We start from the raw sequence: 23,118 nt of genomic DNA, 5'->3' as shown, positions 1-23,118 counted from the left end.
ACTAAGGAAACTAGCAGTAAAGCTAAAGCTGCAGATAATAAATCAGATAAACAACAAAAAGAATTACCTAAGACGGGTGAGAGTGATAGTACGTGGTTACGTAACGGTTTAGTCATTTTATCTGCTTTTATTTTTCTTGGTATTTATAGATTGTCGCGTAAGTATGAAGTGTAATTTAATGAATGAAAGAGATTAAGCAATTGTTGTTGCTTGATCTCTTTCTATTTTGTTTAATTTTAAATTGGTTATGAAAGAAAATATATGTGATGAGGTGTTTGAATTAGATGTGTAATTTAAAAGATCATATTAACAATTAGGTCGTGTTATGTGGTAAAATAATCAAGATTGGAGTGGAAAGTAGATGCGTAAAGGTTACAATGTACCGATTTGGAGTACTTTTATTATTATATTAATCGCGCTTGATCAACTTACTAAATATTTAATTGTTAAATCTTTAGAAGTGGGTGAGTCTATAAAGGTTATCAGTAATTTTTTATATATTACATCTCATAGAAACCAAGGTGCTGCTTGGGGGATTTTACAAGGAAAAATGTGGTTATTTTATATCGTAACAATTGTCGTGCTTGTTATTTTATTTATGTTCTTTAAGAATGAAGGATACGGTCGACCTGATGTTCAACTTGGACTAAGTTTGTTAATTGCAGGGTCAATTGGTAACTTTATAGATCGTTTGTTTAGAGGAGAAGTTGTTGATTTTGTTGATACATATATTTTCAGCTATAATTTCCCGATATTTAATGTAGCAGATGCTGCTTTAACGTTAGGTGTCATTGTATTGATAATTGTGATTTTATTTGAGGGCAAGGAGGAAAAAGCTTGAATACATTTGAATTTAAGATAGAGACAGAAAATGAAATTGGTGTAAGAATTGATAAATTATTACCTGATTTGAATCCAGATTGGTCAAGAAATCAAATTCAAGATTGGATTAAATTAGGTTTAGTTGAAGTAAATGGTAAAGTCATTAAAGCAAATTATAAGACGAAGCTTAATGATGTTATTGTTGCGACTGAAAAAGTAATAGAAGAAGTTGATATTGTCGCAGAAGATTTAGGTATTGAGGTTTATTATGAAGACAAAGATGTAGCGGTCGTTTATAAACCTAAAGGTATGGTTGTGCATCCAGCACCTGGCCATTATACAGGTACGTTAGTAAACGGATTAATGTATGTGATTAAAGATTTATCTGGTATTAACGGTGAAATTAGACCCGGTATTGTGCATCGTATAGATAAAGATACATCCGGTTTATTAATGATTGCTAAGAATGATATTGCACATAGAGGATTAGTTGAACAGTTAGTTGATAAAACTGTGACTAGAGAATATACAGCTCTTGTACATGGTAATATACCTCACGAATTTGGAACAATTGAAGCACCAATCGGCAGAAATCCTAAAGAACGTCAAGAAATGGCGATCGTTGATGATGGTAAAGAAGCTGTCACGCACTTTAATGTAATTGAAAAATTCGAAAAATATACATTGGTTAAATGTCAGTTAGAAACTGGTCGTACTCATCAAATCAGAGTGCATATGAAACATATTGGTTTTCCTTTAGTAGGTGATCCTAAATATGGACCGAAGAAGACATTGAACATTGGTGGACAAGCTTTACATGCTGGATTATTAGGATTTGAACATCCAGTTACTGGTGAATATATTGAAAAAGAAGCACCATTACCAGAGTATTTTGAAACATTATTAGAGAAATTAAGAAATCGAGAAGATAAAAAATAAGTACAACGTGTAATAATACTTATTTAATTTTATTTAAACTTTGACATCATATGAAAAAAACGATATTATTGTTTTAACAATTAAAGCGTCTTTAACAGACAGTCCAGAGAGGCTGAGAAGACATAATATGAGCGTGTAGACCATCTTTGTATGGTACTAGTGTATACTCATGTCTTCTAAAGACGTGAGTATTTTTTTGTGGAAGGAGATTGAATATGGCTGAGAGGTTAATCATGGATGCTGCTGCTGTAAATAGAGCATTAACAAGAATGTCACATGAAATACTTGAAAAGAACAAAGGTACTAAAGATATTGTCTTGTTAGGCGTAAAGACAAGAGGTGTATTTCTTGCGAACAGAATTGAGCAGAAAATCCAAGACATCGAACAAGTTCAAGTACCAACTGGAGAAATTGATGTTACACATTATCGTGACGATGTTCAGAATCAGCAAGGTACGATTAAAGTAAAATCATTTAATATCGATGTAGATATTAATGATAAGCATGTCATTATTGTCGATGATGTCCTTTATACAGGAAGAACTGTTAGAGCTTCATTAGATGCTATATTAGATCACGCAAGACCACGAAAAATAAGTTTAGCAACTTTAGTCGACAGAGGTCATAGAGAACTTCCGATTAGAGCAGATTATGTAGGTAAGAACGTTCCAACATCATCTAATGAATCAGTTGTCGTTGAATTAGAAGAGTTCGACCAACAAACAGCAGTAAAATTAAATTAAATAAATCCTTTTAAATCAGTACGAGAGACTGGCAAAGGAGCATATATGGTTACAGGAGATAACTATACCTTTATAGGTATCACTGTATACATAGATCCCTTTGCATATCTTGTGAAGGGATCTTTTTTTTGAATAGGAGAATGGAAATGTCACAAAATGAAGAAATGTTTAAACGAACAGTAGAACCCATACTAGATGTTAATGATAAACCTAAAGCATCACAATGGTTCTTCTTAAGCTCACAGCATTTATTTGCAATGTTCGGAGCTACGGTACTTGTACCATTTCTAACAGGTTTACCTGTTTCAGCAGCACTCATTGCATCAGGTTTAGGAACGCTACTTTATATACTGATAACGAAAGGAAAGATACCAGCTTATCTCGGTTCGAGCTTTGCATTCATAACACCGATTATTGTCGGGCTCAAGACACATGACCTCGGTGAAATGCTTGTTGCATTATTTATGAGTGGTGTTCTTTACGTCATTATCGGATTGATTATAAAGGTTACTGGCACGAATTGGTTGCTTAATCTTTTACCACCAGTCGTAGTAGGACCTGTCATCATGGTTATCGGACTTGGATTAGCACCGGTAGCAGTTAACATGGCGATGTACACAGATTCAAATGCAATGAAAGGCTATAGTGGCATATACATTACAGTCGCACTCATCACATTAATTACAACAATTATCGTTTCAGTATTTTTCAAAGGATTCTTATCAATTATTCCTGTACTTATCGGAATAATTGTTGGATATATATCTTCATTATTATTTGGAATTGTAGACTTAGCGCCAATTTCAAAAGCGAAATGGATCCAAATGCCAGATATTTACTTACCGTTTCATGATTACACACCATCTCTACAATGGGGACTGATCTTAATCATGCTGCCAATCGTTTTTGTAACGGTTAGTGAGCATATTGGTCATCAAATCGTCATCAATAAAATTGTCGGTAAGAACTTCTTCAAAGATCCAGGTTTACACCGCTCATTAATTGGTGATGGGGTATCAACGATGATGGCTTCAATTATTGGTGGGCCACCAAGTACGACATACGGCGAGAACATTGGTGTACTAGCCATTACAAGAATTTATAGTATTTGGGTAATCGGAGGTGCAGCAGTACTTGCACTAATCTTAGGATTTGTTGGTAAATTCACAGCGATGATTTCAACAATACCAACACCAGTTATGGGTGGTGTTTCCATACTATTATTCGGAATCATTGCTTCAAGTGGTTTGAGAATGTTGGTGGAGAACAATATCGACTTCGGTGACAACCGTAACTTGATTATTGCTTCTGTCATTCTCGTATTAGGAATCGGTAAAGCACATTTAGACTTCACAGGTATTGGTATACATTTAAACATTGAAGGTATGGCTTTAGCAGCAACAGTAGGTATCTTGCTCAATCTTATATTGCCAAAGAAAATAAAATAATTCTCAGGAGGCGTGTCATATGAAAAATTTATTAACAATGACTGATTTAACTAAAGACGACATCATGAAAATTATAACGAAAGCACAAGACATTAAAGAAAATGGTGCAGAAACTTTTGGTAAAGGCATGACGGTCGCAAACTTATTCTTTGAAAATTCAACACGAACAAAATGTAGTTTTGAAATGGCTGAAAGAAAATTAGGTTTGGAAGTCATTCCTTTTGAAATAAGTACTTCATCTGTTCAAAAAGGTGAATCTTTATATGATACTTGCAAAACTTTAGAATCCATTGGTGTAGATGCATTAGTCATTAGACATAGCGAAAATGCATATTATGACACATTACAAGGGCTTAATATTCCAGTATTAAATGGTGGAGATGGTAGTGGCCACCACCCGACGCAAAGTCTTCTAGATATTATGACAATATATGAGGAATACGGTTACTTCGAAGGATTAAAAATTTTAATCTCAGGTGATATAAAAAATTCAAGAGTAGCAAGAAGTAATGCAGATGCTTTAACGAAACTTGGTGCGGAAGTGATGTTCTCAGCACCGGAACAATGGAAATGTAATTTTTCAGATGTACCATATGTAGAAATTGATGATGTGATAGATGAAGTAGATGTATGTATGTTGTTAAGAGTGCAAAATGAAAGACATGATTCAGGTACAACGTTTAGTAAAGAAGACTATCACAATGCATACGGACTGACGATAGATAGATATAACAAACTTCATGACAATGCAATCGTCATGCATCCAGCACCAGTCAACCGAGGTGTTGAAATAGATACTTCACTTGTAGAAAGTTCGAAATCAAGAATTTTTAAACAAATGGAAAACGGCGTGTTCATTAGAATGGCATGTATACATGCTGTACTTAATCACAAGGAGGAAAAAGTAAAATGTCACTTATAATCAAAAATGGAAAAATCTTATTAGAAGGTCAATTAGTTAACAAGGAAATTGAAATTGAAGATGGCAAAATTAAAAAAATAGATGATTATATAGAAGTTGAGAATCAAGAAGTTATTGATGCGAAAGGACATTTTATTTCAGCAGGATTTGTTGATGTACATGTACATTTAAGAGAACCTGGTGGCGAACATAAAGAAACAATTGAAACAGGTACTAAAGCAGCAGCAAGAGGTGGATTTACAACAGTTTGTCCAATGCCTAATACAAAGCCTGTCCCAGATTCAGTTGAACATTTAGATCGTCTTCACAAAATCATTGATGAGCATGCAGTGGTAAGAGTTTTACCTTATGCATCAATTACAGTAAGACAAGCTGGTAAAGAACATATTGATTTCAAAGCATTAAAAGATAGAGGAATGTTCCAATTTACTGATGATGGTGTAGGTGTACAAACAGCTTCAATGATGTACGAAGCTATGAAAGAAGCAGCTAAAATTGATAAAGCAATCGTAGCACACTGCGAAGATAATTCATTAATTTATGGTGGTGCAATGCATGAAGGTAAACGAAGTGAAGAACTTGGCATTCCAGGTATTCCTTCAATTTGCGAAGCGGTACAAATTGCTAGAGACGTGTTATTAGCTGAAGCAGCAAATTGTCATTACCATGTGTGTCACGTGTCTACAAAAGAAAGTGTACGTGTCATAAGAGATGCTAAAAAAGCAGGTATTAAAGTAACAGCTGAAGTTACACCACATCACTTATTACTTACAGAAGATGACGTACCAGGTGACGATGCGATATACAAAATGAATCCACCTTTAAGAGCGAAAGAAGATAGAGATGCTTTAATCGAAGGTTTAATAGATGGAACAATTGATTGCATTGCAACAGATCATGCACCACATGCTAAAGAAGAAAAAGAAGTGTCAATGATTGATGCACCTTTCGGAATTGTAGGAAGTGAAACAGCATTCCAATTATTATATACACACTTTGTGAAAACAGGTAAATTCACATTAGAACAACTTGTTGCATTTTTAACAACGAAGCCAAGTGAAACATTTAACTTACCTTATGGTCGATTAGAAGAAGGAAGCTACGCTGACTTAACTATCATAGACTTGGAAACAGAAAGACCGATACGAGCAGAAGAATTTGCTTCTAAGAGTACTAACACACCATTTATAGGAGAAGTCGTTTCAGGATATCCAATTTTAACAATTTGTGATGGAGAAATCGTCTTCAAGGAGGAAGTATAAGATGAAAAATAAAAGATACTTAGTATTAGAAGATGGAACAACATATAAAGGTTATGCATTAGGTTCAGATGATTTAACAGTTGGAGAAATTGTTTTTAATACAGCAATGACAGGTTATCAAGAAACCATTTCAGACCCATCTTATACTGGACAAATCATTACATTTACTTACCCGCTTATTGGTAACTATGGGATAAACAGAGATGACTTTGAATCATTAACACCAACTTTAAATGGTGTTGTCGTGAGAGAAGCGTGTGATTACCCAAGTAACTTTAGATCAAGTAAGTCTTTAGATGAAACGTTAAAATTCTATCATATACCAGGTATCTCAGGTGTTGATACAAGAAGTTTAACACGTAAAATTAGAAAATTCGGTGTCCTTAAAGCTGGATTTACTGATAATGCTGATGAAATAGAAAGTCTCGTTCAACGCTTAAATACTGAATCGTTAAGAACGGACGAAGTTGAACAAGTTTCATCAGTTAGACCATACATTTCAACTGGCGATGGCTATAAAGTTGTATTAATTGATTACGGTAAAAAAGAAAATATCGTGAGAGAACTTAATAGAAGAGGATGTGATGTAACAGTCGTACCATACCAAACTTCATTTGAAGAAATACTGAATATCTCACCAGATGGCATAATGGTTTCAAATGGACCAGGGAATCCTGAAAGTGTACAAGAAACCATTCAAACAATTGAACAATTAGTCGGTAAAATACCATTCTTCGGCATTTGTTTAGGACATCAATTGTTTGCATTATCTCAAGGTGCAACGTCTTATAAGATGAAATTTGGTCATAGAGGTGCCAATCATCCAGTACAAAATCTACAAACTGGAAAAGTAGATTTAACAAGTCAAAACCATGGTTATGCAATTGATGAAGCGTCTATTGCACAAACTGATTTAGAAGTGACGCATATCGCATTAAATGATAAATCAATTGAAGGATTAAGACATAAAAAATATCCAGCATTTTCAGTACAATATCATCCAGAAGCATCACCTGGACCGCACGATTCAAACTATTTATTCGATGAATTTATTGAAATGATCAAATTACATAAAGCGAAGGAGCGTACAATCAATGCCTAAACAAACTGATATAAAATCCATCTTAGTAATTGGTTCTGGCCCAATCATTATAGGTCAAGCTGCAGAATTTGATTATGCAGGCACTCAAGCATGCTTAGCACTAAAAGAAGAAGGTTACCGTGTTATTCTCGTAAACTCTAATCCAGCAACAATTATGACGGACACTGAAATAGCAGATACAGTATATATTGAACCTTTAACTTTAGACTTTGTAAGTCGCATTATTCGTAAAGAACAACCAGACGCATTGTTACCAACTTTAGGTGGACAAACTGGTTTGAACATGGCAATTGAATTACACGAAAATGGTGTATTAGAAGAAAATAACGTACGTTTATTAGGTACACAACTATCTTCAATCGAACAAGCTGAAGATAGAGATTTATTCCGTACACTTATGAATGAATTAAATGAACCAGTACCTGAAAGTGATATCGTGAACGATATTGAAGGTGCTTTAAATTTTGCGAACGAAATTGGCTACCCGCTAATTGTGCGACCTGCTTTTACAATGGGTGGTACTGGTGGCGGAATTTGTCACGATGAAAAAGAACTAAGAGAAGTTGTTCAAAATGGTTTGAAATACAGCCCGGTAACACAATGTTTACTAGAAAAATCCATCGCAGGTTACAAAGAAATTGAATACGAAGTGATGAGAGATAAAAATGATAATGCCATTGTAGTTTGTAACATGGAGAACATCGATCCAGTTGGCATTCATACAGGTGACTCAATCGTAGTTGCACCAAGTCAAACATTATCAGATGTTGAATATCAAATGTTAAGAGATGTATCACTGAAAATTATTCGTGCTTTAAAAATTGAAGGCGGATGTAACGTACAATTAGCACTTGATCCAAAATCACTAGATTACTACATAATAGAAGTTAATCCTCGTGTATCAAGATCGTCAGCATTAGCTTCAAAAGCAACAGGTTATCCAATTGCGAAGCTAGCAGCTAAAATAGCAATCGGTATGACTTTAGATGAAATGTTAAACCCTGTAACTGGCACATCTTATGCAGCATTTGAACCAGCACTTGACTATGTTGTTTCTAAAATACCAAGATTTCCTTTTGATAAATTTGAAAAAGGCGAACGTCATCTCGGTACACAAATGAAAGCAACTGGGGAAGTCATGGCAATAGGTAGAACGTATGAAGAATCATTATTAAAAGCGATTCGTTCATTAGAATATGGTGTGCATCACTTAGGTTTACCAAATGGCGATGAATTTGAATTAGATTTTATTGAAGAGAGAATTAAAGCACAAGATGATGAAAGATTATTCTTTATTGGTGAAGCCATTAGACGCGGTACATCACTTGAAAGAATACATGAATTAACACAAATTGATTATTTCTTCTTGAATAAATTCAAACACATCATCGATATTGAACATGATTTAAAAGAGAAAAAAGGCGATTTAGACGCATTATTATGGGCAAAACAATACGGCTTTAGTGATAAAGTCATTGCACATAGATGGGAACAATCAGAGCGAGACATATATGATTTAAGACAAGAACATGGTATTAACCCAGTTTACAAAACAGTAGATACATGTGCTGCAGAATTCGAATCAGAAACACCATATTTCTACGGTACTTATGAAGAAGAAAATGAATCTATAGTCACTGAAAAAGAAAAAATCATCGTATTAGGATCAGGTCCAATTAGAATTGGACAAGGTGTGGAATTTGATTATGCTACTGTACATGCTGTATGGGCTATTCAAGAAGCGGGTTATGAAGCAATTATTATTAACAACAACCCTGAAACAGTTTCAACAGACTTCTCGATATCTGACAAGTTATACTTTGAGCCACTGACTGAAGAAGATGTGATGAGTATCATTAATCACGAACAACCTAAAGGCGTAGTTGTTCAATTTGGTGGACAAACAGCAATCAACTTAGCAGATAAAATTGCACAAAAAGGTATTCAAATATTAGGTACGACGCTTGAAGATCTTAACAGAGCTGAAGATAGAAAAGAATTTGAAGCTTTATTACAAAAAATTGATGTACCACAACCATTAGGTAAAACAGCGACTTCAGTTCAAGAAGCGATAGATAACGCAAATGAAATTGGTTATCCGGTTGTTGTAAGACCTTCATATGTACTAGGTGGAAGAGCGATGGAAATTGTATATGCTGAACCTGAATTGAGAAATTATATGGAACAAGCAGTTAAAGCAAGCCCAGAGCATCCAGTACTGATTGACCGTTATTTAACAGGTAAAGAAATTGAAGTAGACGCAATTTCAGATGGTGAAACTGTTGTCATCCCAGGTATTATGGAACACATTGAAAGAGCGGGTGTCCATTCAGGTGATTCAATTGCCGTATATCCACCTCAAACGTTAACGGATGAAGAAATTAATTTATTAGTCGATTACACAACGAAATTGGCAAAAGGCTTAAACATAGTAGGACTTATCAATATTCAGTTTGTGCTTTCTAAAGGAGAAGTATTTGTACTGGAAGTTAATCCAAGAGCGAGTCGTACTGTACCATTCTTAAGTAAAATTACTGAAATTCCAATGGCTAAGATTGCTACTAAAGCAATTGCAGGCATCACCTTGAAAGAACAAGGATATAAAAGTGGTTTAGCGCCATATAAAGAAGGTGTATATGTTAAAGCACCAGTATTCAGCTTTAATAAACTTAAAAATGTTGATATCACATTAGGACCTGAAATGAAATCGACAGGTGAAGTAATGGGTAAAGACAGTACTTTAGAAAAAGCATTATATAAAGGTTTAACAGCAAGTGGTTTAAAAGTACAAGATCAAGGTACAGCATTATTTACTGTAAGTGATAAAGATAAAGCTGAAGCATTAACAATCGCTAAGAGATTTCATGAGATTGGTTATAGAATTTTTGCAACAGAAGGTACGGCACAATACTTTAAAGAACATGACATCCCAGTGTATACGGTTGGTAAAATAGGCGGCGAACATGACTTGCTATCTGTAATACAAAAAGGTGAAGTACAACTTGTGGTTAACACAATGACAAAAGGTAAAGTCTACGAAAGAGACGGATTCCAAATTAGACGTGAATCAGTAGAAAATGGTATACCATGTTTAACATCACTCGATACGGCAAATGCTTTAGCAGATGTAGTGGAAAGTATGACATTTAGAACTGAACAAATGTAGTGGGGGGATTATAATGTCCGAGATAATGACAGTTGTATCAAATAATCAAATAGCAGATGCTATTTTTGAATTAAAAGTACGTGGAAATCTTACGAAAAATATGAAAAAACCTGGACAGTTTGTTCATATTAAAGCTGGTACAGGAACTGAACATATGTTGAGAAGACCAATTTCAATTTGTGAAGTGAACCGTGAAGAAGAAACATTTACAATGCTTTTTAGAAGAGAGGGACACGGTACAGAATTGATTTCACAATTAAAACAAGGTGATCCAATTGATGTGATTGCACCTTTAGGGAACGGATTCCCAGTTGATGAAGCGCAAAATACTGCCTTACTAGTTGGAGGTGGTATTGGCGTGCCACCTATGTACGAATTGTCTAAACAGCTCAATGCTAGAGGTATAAAGACAATTCACGTATTAGGTTTTCAAAGTGCTAAAGATGCATTTTATATAGACGAATTTAGTGCGCTAGGTGATACGTATGTTGCAACTGCAGATGGAACGCTTGGTACTAAAGGATTTGTTACAACTGTTATTGAAAATTTAGACACACCCTTCGATATTTTTTACAGCTGTGGACCAAAAGCAATGTTGAAAGCTTTAACACTTCAATTAAGTGATGTGAAAGGTTATATTTCACTTGAAGAACGTATGGGTTGTGGCATCGGTGCTTGTTATGCATGTGTATGCCATACTGATAATGAAGCGGGGTATGTCAAAGTTTGTACAGACGGTCCCGTATTTGAAAAAGGAGCTGTCATCATATGAGTCGATTAAATGTATCGTTACCAGGATTAAATTTGAAAAATCCAATCATGCCAGCAAGTGGATGCTTTGCTTTCGGAAAAGAATTCAGTCAGTTTTATGATTTATCAGAACTTGGCGCAATCATGATTAAAGCAGCAACTCAATTTGCAAGATACGGTAATGAAGCACCACGTGTCGCTGAAACGGCAAGCGGTATGATTAATGCGATTGGCCTTCAAAATCCAGGTGTTCACCATATTATGGAACATGAATTGAAATACCTTGAACAATATGATGTACCCATTATTGCTAATGTAGCAGGATCTACTGAAGAAGAATATGTTTACGTCGCAAAACATATCTCACAAGCATCAAATGTTCATGCACTAGAATTGAATATTTCATGTCCAAATGTTAAAGAAGGTGGGATTCAATTCGGTACTGTTCCTGAGGTGGCTAAAGAACTGACGAGAAAAGTAAAAGCTGTTTCAGAAGTGCCTGTGTATGTAAAGTTATCACCTAATGTGACGAACATTGTAGAAATGGCGAAAGCTATTGCAGAATACGCAGATGGTATAACGATGATCAACACTTTAGTAGGATTAAGAATCGATGCGAAGACCGGAAAACCAATCATAAGCAATGTTATAGGCGGACTAAGTGGTCCAGCAATCAAGCCAGTTGCATTAAGAATGGTATACGAAGTCAGTCAACACGTTGATATTCCAATTATCGCAATGGGTGGAGTGAGAACGGCTCAAGATGTCATTGATTATATTTCAGTTGGTGCTGATGCAGTAGCAGTTGGAACAGCAAACTTTGAAAATCCAACAGTATGTAAAGATATTATTGATGAATTACCTACATTACTCGACAAATTAGGTGTTGAACATATTACAGAACTTAAAGGTAGAACTTATAACCAACAAGGAGTTGTCAAATAACATGAAGAATACACCGATAATTGCATTAGACTTTGCAACTCTAGATGAAGTTGATCAATTTTTAGATTTATTTAATGAACCCCTATTTGTAAAAGTAGGTATGGAACTTTATTTGCAAAATGGTCCTGATACAATCAATCGAATTAAAGAAAGAGGTCATGATATCTTTTTAGATTTAAAGTTACATGACATTCCAAACACTGTTAAAGGCGCATTAAAAGGATTAGGTAAACTCAATATCGACTTAATCAATGTGCATGCAGCAGGTGGTAAAAACATGATGGCTGCTGGACTTGAAGGTTTACGTGAAACAAATCCTAATGCTAAGTTAATTGCTGTAACTCAGTTAACTTCTACTACAGAACAACAAATGAAAGATGAACAAAATATTCAATCATCCATCAATGAATCAGTCGTGCATTATGCGAAAATGGCACATGAAGCAGGACTTGATGGTGTCGTTTGTTCACCATTAGAATCTACTTTAATTCAAGACCATATCGGTGAAACATTCTTGAAAGTGACACCAGGTATACGTTTAGAATCTGATAAGACACATGATCAACAACGTGTGACAACGCCAGAAGATGCTAAAAAATTAGGCTCAACACATATAGTAGTAGGTCGTTCAATTACGCAACATGAAGATCCAGTAGCAAGATATCACGAAATATTACAAAGATGGGAAGGATAATTCATATGACTCAAAATATTGCACAATCATTATTAGAAATTAAAGCTGTAACACTTTCACCTGACGATCAATATACATGGAGTTCAGGCATAAAATCACCGATTTATTGTGATAATAGAGTGACATTAGCATATCCTGAAATTAGAGAAAATATTTATCAAGGTTTAATTCAAATGATTAAAGAACATGCTCAAGATGTTGAAATTATTTCTGGTACGGCAACAGCAGGTATTCCGCATGCAGCATTTGTTGCGGATCAACTAAAATTACCGATGAGCTATGTGAGATCTAAAAGCAAAGGTCATGGTAAAGGGAATCAAATCGAAGGTGCTTTAAGCAAAGGGAAAAAAGTAGTTGTAATTGAAGATTTAATTTCAACAGGTGGCTCATCAATTAATGCTGTGGAAGCTTTAATTGAAGATGGCGCGGAAGTATTAGGGGTATTTGCAATCTTTACATATGGTATTAACAAAGCAGAAGAAGCTTTCAAAGAAATCAATGTTCCATTCTATACTTTGTCTAATTATGATGAACTGATTTCAGTAGCTGAAAAAGAAGGTTATATCGAAAATAAAGATATAAAGACTTTAAAAGCTTGGAAAGATACTTTATAATAAAGTCAAGATAAGGGGGGTCTTTATGGAAAGCCAACATAAATTATCTGCTGCAGAAGAACAAGAGCAGATAAAAAAATGGGGACATATTAATGATTTTCTTAAAAAAGATTCTAATGCGAAACCTGACTTTAATCACTATGAAGTAAGAGACGAAAATATGTACGAACGTACCGGTTATTCAAATAACACAAACGTGAATAGACAGAGAAGATATGATTTAGGCGACAAAAATATATTCAAAAGTATCAAAAAAGAATTAGAAGCAAAAGGATTCTTTGATGATCAACATGAAGAAAAGTAAAAAACTGCTGAAAAATTGATATTCAATTTTTCAGCAGTTTTTTTATATATAACCATGAATATTCAGAAAATTGTATGAATTGCATAAAACCTTTGTTAAAATGTAAACGTATACACTTTTAAAGGGGGCGAAAATTATGAATAAACATGACAATAAGTTTACGAATCAACTTTGGAAAGAAAGTGGACGTACGAAAGAAATGTTAAAATTCTTTTCTGCGGATGCAATGAAAAATCAAAATAAGCCAGATCCTGAATTAAAAGCTTACAATACTGCGCAACTTATCGGATTAATACTAGGACCATTACTATTTTTAGTTGTGTTATTATTTTTTAAAGCAGATGGATTAAGTCAAAATGGTGTCTACGTTATGGCAGCTACTTTATGGATTGCTGTATGGTGGATTACTGAAGCGATTCCTATTCCAGCAACAAGCTTAATGCCTTTATTCCTTTTTCCTTTAGGCGGAATTATGGATAGCGCGACCGTTTCAAGTGCATATGGAGATGATATTGTATTCCTATTCTTAGGAGGTTTCATTATTGCTATTGCGATGGAAAGATGGAATTTACATACAAGAATTGCACTCGTAATTATTAAAAGTATTGGTACGAGTACAGGTAGAATTTTATTAGGGTTTATGATTGCAACGGGTGCTTTGTCGATGTTTGTTTCAAACACAGCAGCCGTAATGATCATGATTCCAATCGGTATGGCAATTATTAAAGAAGCGAATGAATTAACAGCTGAAGGCAATGACAATCACAATTTATCACAGTTTGAAAAATCTTTAGTACTCGGTATCGGTTATGCAGGTACTATCGGAGGATTGGGTACTTTAATTGGGACACCGCCACTTATTATTTTGAAAGGTCAATACGAAAAGATTTTCGGAGAAGAAATTGGCTTTGGTCAATGGATGGTTATGGGTGTACCTACAGTCATTATCTTACTCGCAATAACTTGGGCATATTTAAATTTCGTAATATTTAAACATGATATGAAAGAACTTCCTGGTGGAAGAGAAATTATCACAAGAGAGTTAAAGTCTTTAGGTAAGACGACTTATGAAGAAAAAGTTGTATTCACACTATTCTGTTTAGCAGCATTTTTATGGGTATCTAGAGAATTTTTATTAACACAATTACCTTTTACAGAATTAGTTAAAGATGGCACTATTTCAATGTTCGTAGCAGTAATTCTTTTCTTAATTCCAGCAAGACGCAAATTTGCTAGAATTCTTGATTGGTCAATTGCTAAAGATTTACCGTGGGGTATTTTATTACTATTTGGTGGTGGTTTAGCAGTAGCTTCTGCCATTACAGAAAGTGGATTAGATAAATGGATGGGTAAACAAATTTCAGGATTAGATGGCGTCAATATCATCTTAATTATAGGAATTGTTACGCTGTTTGTATTATTCTTAACAGAAATTACATCTAATACTGCAACGGCTACAATGATCTTACCAATTTTAGCTACAATTGCAGTTGGTATTCATGTTCATCCACTAGCATTAATGATTCCAGCAGCAATGGCTGCAAACTGTGCATTTATGTTACCAGTTGGTACTCCACCAAATGCGATTGTATTTGGTACAGACAAAGTAACCATTCGAGAAATGGCGACAGCCGGATTTTGGTTAAACTTAATCAGCTGTGTGATTATCGTCGGATTTGTATGGTTCATGGTTCCATGGTTATTTGGAATAGATTTAGTAGCAAGTAAATAATTGAAATATAATAAAAAAGAAATGCTTGGACGTTGTTCCAAGCATTTCTTTATGTTGTATTTTAATCCATAAATAGTTTAATAAATATATATCCGACAATGATGATGGCTAACATAATAACGATCGGTAACAATAATGAAAGTGACATAAAATCTCTCCTTTGTCTTTAAAGCTTAATAAGATTATACTAAATAATATACGATTTAAAAAATGATTAAAATCTGTTCATGGAGTGTTTATTCAATGATACCAAAAATTACGACATTTTTAATGTTTAACGGTGAAGCTGAAGAAGCGATTAATTTTTATACGTCTATTTTTAAAGATAGTGAAATTTTAACAATGGTTAAGTATGGTGAAGAAGGACCTGGTGAACCTGGGACTGTTCAACATTCTATATTTAAAATAAATGGACAAATATTTATGGGAATCGATCAAACAAATGGTGTTGAAATTGAGATGAATCCTGCAATGTCATTATATGTAACGTGTGAATCAGCAATGGAAATGGAACATTTATATTCTAAACTTAAATCTGGAGGCGCGATTCTCATGCCGAAAACAGAATTACCACCAACATTTAGAGAGTTTGCGTGGGTTCAAGATAAATTTGGCGTGAACTTCCAACTTGCTTTACCTGAACAACAGTCATAAATGCAATATATAATAGAAAAACTTTCATAACTTATCAGCCTTTGAAAATGATTTCTGGCCAATCAAGTTATGAAAGTTTTTGTTATTTTTTAAGTAATTTTTTAATGTCGTCATAATCAGTCGTGACATAAAGTGTTGTTTGACTGTCGTAAGTGACAAATCCTGGTTTAGCACCACTCGGTTTATGGACATTCTTTATAGCAGTGTAGTCAACAGGGATTTGACCTGATTGACTTGCTTTAGAATAATACCCAGCAATCATTGCCGCTTCTTCGATTGTTTTTTGTGTTGGTTCATCTTCTTGTATGACAACATGTGAACCTGGTATATCTTTCGTATGGAACCATAATTGATTTTTTCTTGCGACACGATGCGTTAAGTAATCGTTTTGTTTATTATTTTTACCTAATAAAATCGTTTGACCATCTGTAGAAATAAATGTCGTTAACGTAATTTTGTTAGAATTTTTCTTTTTCTTATTTTTACGTTTCTTCACAAAACCTTGATCTTCTAATTCTTCTCTAATGTCATCAATATCATCAACAGAAATATGAGCAAGTTGTTGTTCTAATGATTCGAAATATAAGATATTAGATTGTGTCAATTTGATTTGCTTATCTAATTCTATTTCACGTGTCTTAAGTCTGTTATATTGTTTGTAATAATATTGTGCATTCATTGAAGGTGATTTTGTTGGATTTAAAGGTATCGTAATAGGCTCATTGTTATAATAATTAATAGTTTCTAACGATTTGTCGCCTTGTTTAATTTGATACATATTTGCCGTTATTAATTCTCCAAATAATTGTTGCTCATCTTTGTTACGAGCCGCTTCTCGCTCATTAATTAATTTCTCTAGTTTATGGCGATTTTTTTGAAGATGTTGGTCAACAATCTTAACTAAATCTAATGCACGTTGTTTAACACGCTCTCTTTCACCACGTGATTCATAAAATCTATCTAAACATTCATGTAAACTATTAAAGGACATATAGTCATTCCCATATGAATGTAACGGCATAAAATAGAAAATTTCTTTTCCAGTCGAATCATCACTATAAATAACAGGTTTAGGTGATTGTTGTACTTCGTCCATCACTTCATTAAAAGCTTCTACTAATGTTTCTTGATTCATAAATGGTCGTCTAGATGTAATTTCTTTCGTTATAAGTGGACTAAAACCTTCAAATTGTTGAAGGAGCTGTCGGTCAATTTTACCCGAATTAAAATCAATATATTTATTGATATCATCCACTTCGAATGGATTTAATTTCTTAACAGTAGGTGGATATTCATATTTGAAACCTGGCATAATTGTACGAGCGGTATTGGTATTAGGTGTATGATGTTTAAAGCCGTCGATAATTTTACGGTCTCCATCAATTAAAATGATATTACTATGTCTACCCATAATTTCTAATACAATTGTTCGTTTTCTTAAATCACCAATTTCATCTCGAGAATGAACATCGATTTCTACTAATCTGTCATTACCAATTTGTGTAATACTTTGAATAATACCGCCATCTAAATGTTTACGTAGTACTCTAAGAAACATAGGTGGATCGAAAGGATTATCAAATTTTTCAGCAGTTAAGTGAAAACGACTGAAATTTGCATGTGTTGACAATAGTAATTGTTTATTTTTTCGTTCACTTCGAATTGTTAATATAATTGTGTCATTACTCGGTTCAGTAATTTTATGAATTCGCCCAGTTACGAGCGATTGTATATCTTCAACGATCTTTCTAGTAAATAAGCCATCAAAAGCCATTTGCATTCACACCTTTATCAAAAGTCAATTTATTGTAACATGTAAGGGATTAAATGAGTATAATTCTGTTTAATCTTTAAACGTCTCTAGCCATATAGAATTGAAATATGGTAAGATATAAAAAAACAAAATGATAATAAATCGTAAGTATTCATTAGGAAAGGTCGTTTGACATGAACATAGAAAAAGGGTTACTGATAGTGCTCTCTGGCCCATCTGGAGTTGGTAAAGGAACAGTACGTAAATCAATATTTGATGATCCGAGTACGGATTTTAAATATTCTATCTCTATGACTACTCGAAACATGCGTGAAGGAGAAACGGATGGCGTAGATTATTTCTTTAAATCAAGAGAAGAATTTGAAGCTTTAATTGCTGATGACCAATTTATAGAGTATGCTGAGTATGTTGGTAATTACTATGGTACGCCAGTACAATACGTAAGAGATACGATGGATAACGGTTATGATGTATTTTTAGAAATTGAAGTAGAAGGTGCGAAACAGGTTAGAAAGAAATTTCCTGAAGCATTATTTATTTTCTTAGCACCACCGAGTCTTGAGCATTTAAAAGAAAGACTTGTCGGTCGTGGAACTGAATCAGATGAAATCATACAGAACCGTATTCTTGAAGCACGTAAAGAAGTTGAAATGATGAACCTTTACGATTATGTTGTTGTAAACGATGAAGTTGAATTAGCGAAAGAGCGTATTCAAGCCATCGTAGAAGCTGAACACTTAAAAAGAGAACGCGTTGAAGCACGTTACAGAAAAATGATATTGGAGGCAAAAAAATAATGTTATACCCACCACAAAACGAATTAAAAGACAGCATCAATTCTAAATATTTAGTTGTAACAACTGCAGCTAAGAGAGCACGTGAACTACAAGAAAACCCTGACAGTTTATTATTAGATGAATACCGTTCACTAAAAAATGTAGGTCAAGCACTAGAAGAAATAGCAGCACATAAAGTATATGCTAAATTAGAAGACTAATCATTTGAATTAACGAAAGACCTTTTATGTTTGGACGACCAATCCATACATGAAAGGTCTTTTTATTGAATATGTATATTGGAATTTAGATTCATGACAGTCTTTTTTAAAGAATGTATAATAAGTATAAAGTTTAAGAATCGAATTAATCGGAGGACTACACAAATGAAGAATATACTTCTAGCTGTAACTGGGGGAATAGCTGCCTATAAAGCTATAGATTTAACGAGCAAATTAACACAAAGCGGCTATCAAGTGCGCGTCATGTTAACTGAACATGCGAAACAATTTGTGACACCATTGGCATTTCAAGCTATAAGTCGCAATCACGTTTATACAGATACTTTTGACGAAAAAGATGTCAGTGAAATTCAACATATTACGTTAGCTGACTGGGCTGATGCAGTCATCGTTGCACCTGCAACAGCTAATACAATTAGTAAATTAGCAAATGGCTTAGCAGATAACATGGTGACTTCAACATTACTCGCTACGACTGCTCCTGTTTTTATCGCACCAGCAATGAATGTGCATATGCTTGAACATCCTTCTACCGTTGAAAATATGTCTCGTTTAAGAAATTATGGTTATAAATTCATTGCGCCTGGGGAAGGTTATTTAGCTTGTGGTTATGTTGCAAGAGGTAGAATGGAAGAACCGATTACCATTTTGACAATTATTGATGATTATTTTAAAGAACAAGCACAACCACAAACTTTTGCTTTAAAAGGTAAAAATGTACTTGTAACTGCTGGACCAACAGTTGAAAAAGTAGATGCTGTACGCTATTTTACAAATCGTTCAAGTGGAAAAATGGGTTATGCATTAGCTGAGGCTGCAAGAGATTTAGGGGCGAACGTTACGTTAGTAAGTGGAGAAACGAATTTAACACAACCTGTTGGCGTAGAGTTTGTTCAAGTAACAAGTGCTGAAGATATGTTCCAAGCTGTTAAATCGCGTATGAATGATATGGACATGATTATTAAAGCAGCAGCAGTCGCTGACTATACACCAGTTGAAACTTCTGAACATAAAATGAAAAAGAAAGATGGCGACTTACAGCTAACATTTAAAAGAACGGCAGATATACTTAAATATTTAGGGGAACATAAAGATAAGCAATATTTAGTTGGATTTGCGGCTGAAACGGATAATGTTGAAGAATATGCGATGGGTAAATTGAAAAAGAAAAATGCAGACGTCATCGTCGCAAATCACGTCGCGAATGAGGCAATTGGCTTTAGATCTTCAGATAATGAAGTAGATATGTATTTTGCAAATGGTGATAAAGTACCAATTGCTAAAGCTTCTAAACAAAAAGTTGCCATTAAGATTTTAAATGAAATTACTAGTAGGTGGGAAGATTGATTGCAAATGTAGTCGTAGATATTCCAGCTAAAAATGTCGACAAAATATTTGATTATTTAATTCCGCAAGATATTGTAGATATCGTCAAAGTCGGTGTTAGAGTTGAAGTGCCTTTTGGTCCACGTAAAATTCAAGGATTTGTCATTGGCATAAGTGAAGAATTAACAAGTGACATTGATCAGTCTAAATTAAAATCAATCATTCGTGTTAAAGACTTTAAACCAGAGCTAACAGCGGAACTCATTGAATTGAGTGAATGGATGTCTAACTTTCATTTAGTTAAGCGTATCTCTGCTTTAGAAATTATGTTACCGAGTGCTGTCAAAGCTAAATATCAGAAAGTATATTGTGTTGCTGAACCAGAAGGAATTCCTGCACAATATTTAAATCTTTTTAATAAAGAAGGTATTTTAACATTTGAACAAGCGCAACAACTTCAAATTGTTTCTATTTTAGAAGAATTTGTAGAAAATGATGCGATTATAAAAGATACAATTGTAGGTCAACAACTCACAAGAAAATATGTAACTTGCGTAAGAATCGTACCTACAAATCGATTAGATGAGATTTTAATGTCATTGAGTAAAAAAGAAAAACAACTTGATGTCATGAACTATTTAATTGAGCATAGACGAGAAGATGTCATGCTCAGAACATTAAAAGAAGAAGGCTTCTCAGAATCGAGTATCAATACACTTGTTAAAAATCAAATATTAGAAAAATACGATGGCATCATGAATAGAGATCCGTATGAGCATCGTATTTTTGAAAAAGAACATAATAAAGCGTTGACTGAAGCCCAACATGAAGCTTTTACACAGATTGATGAAGCGGTTCGTAATAATGAATCGAAGACGTTTCTTTTACATGGTGTGACGGGTTCAGGAAAAACAGAAGTATATTTACAAACTATTGAGAATGTACTCAAAAAAGGTGAACAGGCGATTATGCTTGTGCCTGAAATTGCATTAACACCGCAAATGGTTAACCGATTTAAAGCGCGCTTTGGTGATGAAGTAGCTGTATTACATTCCGGTTTATCTAAAGGTGAAAAATATGATGAATGGCAAAAAATAAGAGATGGTAAAGCAAGTGTTTCAGTCGGTGCGAGATCAAGTGTGTTTGCACCATTTGAAAAATTAGGTCTTATTATAATTGACGAAGAGCATGAAGCAACGTATAAGCAAGAAGATTATCCGAGATATCATGCAAGAGAAATCGCGATATGGAGAAGTGAATATCATAAATGCCCAGTCGTATTAGGATCAGCTACACCAAGTCTTGAAACATTTGCACGTGCAGAGAAAAATGTTTATCAATATTTAGGATTGCCAGAACGTGTGAATCAACAGAAAATGCCTGAAATTGAACTAATTGATATGAGGGAAGAACTTCAAGAAGGTAATCGTTCGATGTTCTCTAATGACCTGACAAAAGCCATTCAAGATCGCATTGATAAAGGTGAACAAATTGTATTGTTCTTAAATAGAAGAGGGCATTCATCATTTGTATTATGCAGAGATTGCGGACACGTACCACAATGTCCAAATTGTGATATCTCGCTTACATATCACAAAACACATGATGATTTAAAATGTCATTATTGTGGATACAGTGAACCTATGCCTCAAAGATGTCCAAGTTGTGAAAGTGAACATATACGACAAATGGGTGTTGGCACGCAGAAAGTCGAAGAAATTATTTACGACACATTCGACCGCGCTAAAGTCATTAGAATGGATGTTGATACAACTTCGAAAAAAGGTGCCCACGAAAAATTATTAACAGCTTTCGGAAACCAAGAAGCAAATATTTTGTTAGGAACACAAATGATTGCTAAAGGATTGGACTTTGAAAATATTACATTAGTAGGCGTACTTAATGCAGATACGATGTTAAACTTGCCAGATTTCAGATCGAGTGAAAAGACATTCCAATTACTGACTCAAGTGGCAGGTAGAGCAGGTAGACACGAGAAACAAGGCGAAGTCATGATTCAAACATATAACCCGGATCATTACGCTATCTTAGATGTCACAAGTAATGACTATCTGTCCTTTTATCAAAAAGAAATGAAATTTAGACAAATTGGTAAGTATCCACCATATTATTATCTTGTGAATTTGACCATCAGTCATATAGATATTAAAAAAGTATTAAAAGCATCTAAGCATATACATGGCATATTGTTGCAACACGTTACTACACAATCCTTTGTATTAGGACCATCACCAAGCCCGTTATCACGTATTAATAATAAACATCGATTCCAGATATTAATTAAATTTAAGAACGAACCAGATTTATTAACAGCCTTACAATATCTGGATGATTATTATCACGAGCAATACTTGAAAGATAAACTATCACTAGAGATAGATATTAATCCGCAGATGATGATGTAAATAGAAAGAAACCCGTGAAATGTGAAAACTTCACGGGTTTTTTGTATGATGAGAGCAAATACTAGTTCTCTTTTCTAATTTTACTTATATGAATATCCCTTGAAATTGCAATCAACGGACGAATGAGCATTTGGAAACTACCAATTACAAATAGAACAGTTCCTGCAAAAGTAGTCGATTCATTAAAAAATAGAAAACTACCCGTTATAAATATCATCGCAAGAATGATATCGTTAATTTGATATAGAAATTTATAAAAAGTAACAACTTTAACATCAATATTGAAAATCGTGAATTCTAATTCATTTTTATTTTTAGTGTGCATAATCCTCACCTCAAGTTGATAATATCAATAAATAGATTAAATTCAAGAGATTGATGTATGTGGGGGAATTTTGTTTTATAAGCCGCCCATTATGAACAAGTTTAGCCAGAAGTGTTCACAAGACCATCGTTATGAACAAGTTTAGCCAGAAG

General features: G+C 34.2%; 22 protein-coding genes. 20 read left to right on the top strand and 2 right to left on the bottom strand.

Features of this window, described 5'->3' with window-relative positions; translation table 11 throughout:
* The 16 genes from ACJTHF_RS13810 to ACJTHF_RS13735 all read left to right on the top strand — a co-directional run.
* Positions 1–174, top strand: a 174-nt coding sequence (locus ACJTHF_RS13810) for a hypothetical protein (RefSeq protein WP_407812630.1), incomplete at its 5' end; no start/stop codon positions are given.
* 187 nt (positions 175–361) lie between these two features.
* Positions 362–841 (top strand): signal peptidase II, encoded by a 480-nt coding sequence (gene lspA, locus ACJTHF_RS13805; protein WP_058591350.1) that lies wholly within the window; start codon positions 362–364, stop codon positions 839–841.
* Positions 838–1,761: an RluA family pseudouridine synthase gene (locus tag ACJTHF_RS13800; protein WP_048542452.1), complete on the top strand. Its 924-nt coding sequence runs from the start codon at positions 838–840 to the stop codon at positions 1,759–1,761. Before lspA ends, ACJTHF_RS13800 begins: the two co-directional genes overlap by 4 nt.
* A 215-nt stretch (positions 1,762–1,976) precedes the next feature.
* A complete protein-coding gene (gene pyrR, locus ACJTHF_RS13795; protein ID WP_025904587.1) occupies positions 1,977–2,504 on the top strand; it encodes a bifunctional pyr operon transcriptional regulator/uracil phosphoribosyltransferase PyrR in 528 nt (175 codons plus the stop codon).
* Positions 2,505–2,650: 146 nt separating this feature from the next.
* The gene (locus tag ACJTHF_RS13790) at positions 2,651–3,952 is read left to right on the top strand and encodes a solute carrier family 23 protein (RefSeq protein WP_048542456.1); all 1,302 of its coding nucleotides are present in this window, start codon (positions 2,651–2,653) and stop codon (positions 3,950–3,952) included.
* A 19-nt stretch (positions 3,953–3,971) separates the two neighbouring features.
* Positions 3,972–4,874, top strand: coding sequence for an aspartate carbamoyltransferase catalytic subunit (locus ACJTHF_RS13785; protein ID WP_048542458.1), 903 nt, complete (start codon positions 3,972–3,974; stop codon positions 4,872–4,874).
* Entirely contained in the window at positions 4,862–6,136 is a 1,275-nt protein-coding gene (locus ACJTHF_RS13780; RefSeq protein ID WP_058591351.1) for a dihydroorotase, read from the top strand. The genes ACJTHF_RS13785 and ACJTHF_RS13780 overlap by 13 nt, the downstream gene beginning before the upstream one ends.
* 1 nt (position 6,137) lies before the next feature.
* Positions 6,138–7,238 carry a carbamoyl phosphate synthase small subunit gene (locus tag ACJTHF_RS13775; RefSeq protein WP_048542463.1) on the top strand — a complete coding sequence of 367 codons (1,101 nt, stop codon included), beginning with the start codon at positions 6,138–6,140 and terminating at the stop codon, positions 7,236–7,238.
* Positions 7,231–10,404, top strand: coding sequence for a carbamoyl-phosphate synthase large subunit (gene carB, locus ACJTHF_RS13770; protein ID WP_058591352.1), 3,174 nt, complete (start codon positions 7,231–7,233; stop codon positions 10,402–10,404). Before ACJTHF_RS13775 ends, carB begins: the two co-directional genes overlap by 8 nt.
* 13 nt (positions 10,405–10,417) lie before the next feature.
* Positions 10,418–11,176 (top strand): dihydroorotate dehydrogenase electron transfer subunit, encoded by a 759-nt coding sequence (locus tag ACJTHF_RS13765; protein ID WP_049319175.1) that lies wholly within the window; start codon positions 10,418–10,420, stop codon positions 11,174–11,176.
* The gene (locus tag ACJTHF_RS13760) at positions 11,173–12,099 is read left to right on the top strand and encodes a dihydroorotate dehydrogenase (protein WP_058591353.1); all 927 of its coding nucleotides are present in this window, start codon (positions 11,173–11,175) and stop codon (positions 12,097–12,099) included. The genes ACJTHF_RS13765 and ACJTHF_RS13760 overlap by 4 nt, the downstream gene beginning before the upstream one ends.
* A 1-nt stretch (position 12,100) precedes the next feature.
* Positions 12,101–12,793, top strand: coding sequence for an orotidine-5'-phosphate decarboxylase (gene pyrF / locus ACJTHF_RS13755; protein ID WP_078355683.1), 693 nt, complete (start codon positions 12,101–12,103; stop codon positions 12,791–12,793).
* 5 nt (positions 12,794–12,798) lie between these two features.
* On the top strand, positions 12,799–13,407 hold the full coding sequence (gene pyrE / locus ACJTHF_RS13750) for an orotate phosphoribosyltransferase (protein WP_058591355.1): 609 nt from the start codon (positions 12,799–12,801) through the stop codon (positions 13,405–13,407).
* Between the two features lie 25 nt (positions 13,408–13,432).
* On the top strand, positions 13,433–13,711 hold the full coding sequence (locus tag ACJTHF_RS13745; RefSeq protein WP_048542476.1) for a hypothetical protein: 279 nt from the start codon (positions 13,433–13,435) through the stop codon (positions 13,709–13,711).
* Positions 13,712–13,847: 136 nt separating this feature from the next.
* The gene (locus tag ACJTHF_RS13740; RefSeq protein WP_171992071.1) at positions 13,848–15,443 is read left to right on the top strand and encodes an SLC13 family permease; all 1,596 of its coding nucleotides are present in this window, start codon (positions 13,848–13,850) and stop codon (positions 15,441–15,443) included.
* Positions 15,444–15,686: 243 nt separating this feature from the next.
* Positions 15,687–16,097 carry a VOC family protein gene (locus ACJTHF_RS13735; RefSeq protein ID WP_048542477.1) on the top strand — a complete coding sequence of 137 codons (411 nt, stop codon included), beginning with the start codon at positions 15,687–15,689 and terminating at the stop codon, positions 16,095–16,097.
* 82 nt (positions 16,098–16,179) lie between these two features.
* On the opposite strand, the gene ACJTHF_RS13730 is transcribed toward ACJTHF_RS13735, so the two are convergent.
* Positions 16,180–17,871: an NFACT family protein gene (locus ACJTHF_RS13730; protein WP_048542478.1), complete on the bottom strand. Its 1,692-nt coding sequence runs from the start codon at positions 17,869–17,871 to the stop codon at positions 16,180–16,182.
* Between the two features lie 173 nt (positions 17,872–18,044).
* Between ACJTHF_RS13730 and gmk the strand changes: the two genes are divergently transcribed.
* The 4 genes from gmk to priA all read left to right on the top strand — a co-directional run bounded on the left by gmk (position 18,045) and on the right by priA (position 22,641).
* Positions 18,045–18,668: a guanylate kinase gene (gmk, locus tag ACJTHF_RS13725; protein WP_025904573.1), complete on the top strand. Its 624-nt coding sequence runs from the start codon at positions 18,045–18,047 to the stop codon at positions 18,666–18,668.
* Positions 18,668–18,868 (top strand): DNA-directed RNA polymerase subunit omega, encoded by a 201-nt coding sequence (gene rpoZ, locus ACJTHF_RS13720; protein WP_048542480.1) that lies wholly within the window; start codon positions 18,668–18,670, stop codon positions 18,866–18,868. The genes gmk and rpoZ overlap by 1 nt, the downstream gene beginning before the upstream one ends.
* Before the next feature lie 165 nt (positions 18,869–19,033).
* Positions 19,034–20,236, top strand: coding sequence for a bifunctional phosphopantothenoylcysteine decarboxylase/phosphopantothenate--cysteine ligase CoaBC (gene coaBC / locus ACJTHF_RS13715; protein ID WP_058591356.1), 1,203 nt, complete (start codon positions 19,034–19,036; stop codon positions 20,234–20,236).
* Positions 20,233–22,641 carry a primosomal protein N' gene (gene priA, locus ACJTHF_RS13710; protein ID WP_106417557.1) on the top strand — a complete coding sequence of 803 codons (2,409 nt, stop codon included), beginning with the start codon at positions 20,233–20,235 and terminating at the stop codon, positions 22,639–22,641. Before coaBC ends, priA begins: the two co-directional genes overlap by 4 nt.
* 61 nt (positions 22,642–22,702) lie before the next feature.
* On the opposite strand, the gene ACJTHF_RS13705 is transcribed toward priA, so the two are convergent.
* Positions 22,703–22,966 (bottom strand): YrhK family protein, encoded by a 264-nt coding sequence (locus ACJTHF_RS13705; protein ID WP_037587587.1) that lies wholly within the window; start codon positions 22,964–22,966, stop codon positions 22,703–22,705.
* Positions 22,967–23,118: the final 152 nt, after the last annotated feature.

The organism is Mammaliicoccus sp. RAM2 (genome assembly GCF_045897195.1).
Taxonomy (GTDB): domain Bacteria; phylum Bacillota; class Bacilli; order Staphylococcales; family Staphylococcaceae; genus Mammaliicoccus; species Mammaliicoccus sciuri.
The sequence above is the reverse complement of the archived record's forward strand: the minus strand, read 5'-3'. Positions and strand labels throughout refer to the sequence as shown.

Bases quoted from the DNA above. Each gene is read 5' to 3' on its own strand.
- coaBC (WP_058591356.1), top strand. From the start codon at position 19,034: ATGAAGAATATACTTCTAGCTGTAACTGGGGGAATAGCTGCCTATAAA.
- pyrR (WP_025904587.1), top strand. From the start codon at position 1,977: ATGGCTGAGAGGTTAATCATGGATGCTGCTGCTGTAAATAGAGCATTA.
- ACJTHF_RS13740 (WP_171992071.1), top strand. From the start codon at position 13,848: ATGAATAAACATGACAATAAGTTTACGAATCAACTTTGGAAAGAAAGT.
- ACJTHF_RS13735 (WP_048542477.1), top strand. From the start codon at position 15,687: ATGATACCAAAAATTACGACATTTTTAATGTTTAACGGTGAAGCTGAA.
- rpoZ (WP_048542480.1), top strand. From the start codon at position 18,668: ATGTTATACCCACCACAAAACGAATTAAAAGACAGCATCAATTCTAAA.
- ACJTHF_RS13785 (WP_048542458.1), top strand. From the start codon at position 3,972: ATGAAAAATTTATTAACAATGACTGATTTAACTAAAGACGACATCATG.
- ACJTHF_RS13780 (WP_058591351.1), top strand. From the start codon at position 4,862: ATGTCACTTATAATCAAAAATGGAAAAATCTTATTAGAAGGTCAATTA.
- ACJTHF_RS13730 (WP_048542478.1), bottom strand. From the start codon at position 17,871: ATGGCTTTTGATGGCTTATTTACTAGAAAGATCGTTGAAGATATACAA.
- pyrE (WP_058591355.1), top strand. From the start codon at position 12,799: ATGACTCAAAATATTGCACAATCATTATTAGAAATTAAAGCTGTAACA.
- ACJTHF_RS13790 (WP_048542456.1), top strand. From the start codon at position 2,651: ATGTCACAAAATGAAGAAATGTTTAAACGAACAGTAGAACCCATACTA.
- ACJTHF_RS13745 (WP_048542476.1), top strand. From the start codon at position 13,433: ATGGAAAGCCAACATAAATTATCTGCTGCAGAAGAACAAGAGCAGATA.
- ACJTHF_RS13765 (WP_049319175.1), top strand. From the start codon at position 10,418: ATGTCCGAGATAATGACAGTTGTATCAAATAATCAAATAGCAGATGCT.
- ACJTHF_RS13775 (WP_048542463.1), top strand. From the start codon at position 6,138: ATGAAAAATAAAAGATACTTAGTATTAGAAGATGGAACAACATATAAA.
- ACJTHF_RS13705 (WP_037587587.1), bottom strand. From the start codon at position 22,966: ATGCACACTAAAAATAAAAATGAATTAGAATTCACGATTTTCAATATT.
- gmk (WP_025904573.1), top strand. From the start codon at position 18,045: ATGAACATAGAAAAAGGGTTACTGATAGTGCTCTCTGGCCCATCTGGA.
- lspA (WP_058591350.1), top strand. From the start codon at position 362: ATGCGTAAAGGTTACAATGTACCGATTTGGAGTACTTTTATTATTATA.
- pyrF (WP_078355683.1), top strand. From the start codon at position 12,101: ATGAAGAATACACCGATAATTGCATTAGACTTTGCAACTCTAGATGAA.
- ACJTHF_RS13760 (WP_058591353.1), top strand. From the start codon at position 11,173: ATGAGTCGATTAAATGTATCGTTACCAGGATTAAATTTGAAAAATCCA.
- carB (WP_058591352.1), top strand. From the start codon at position 7,231: ATGCCTAAACAAACTGATATAAAATCCATCTTAGTAATTGGTTCTGGC.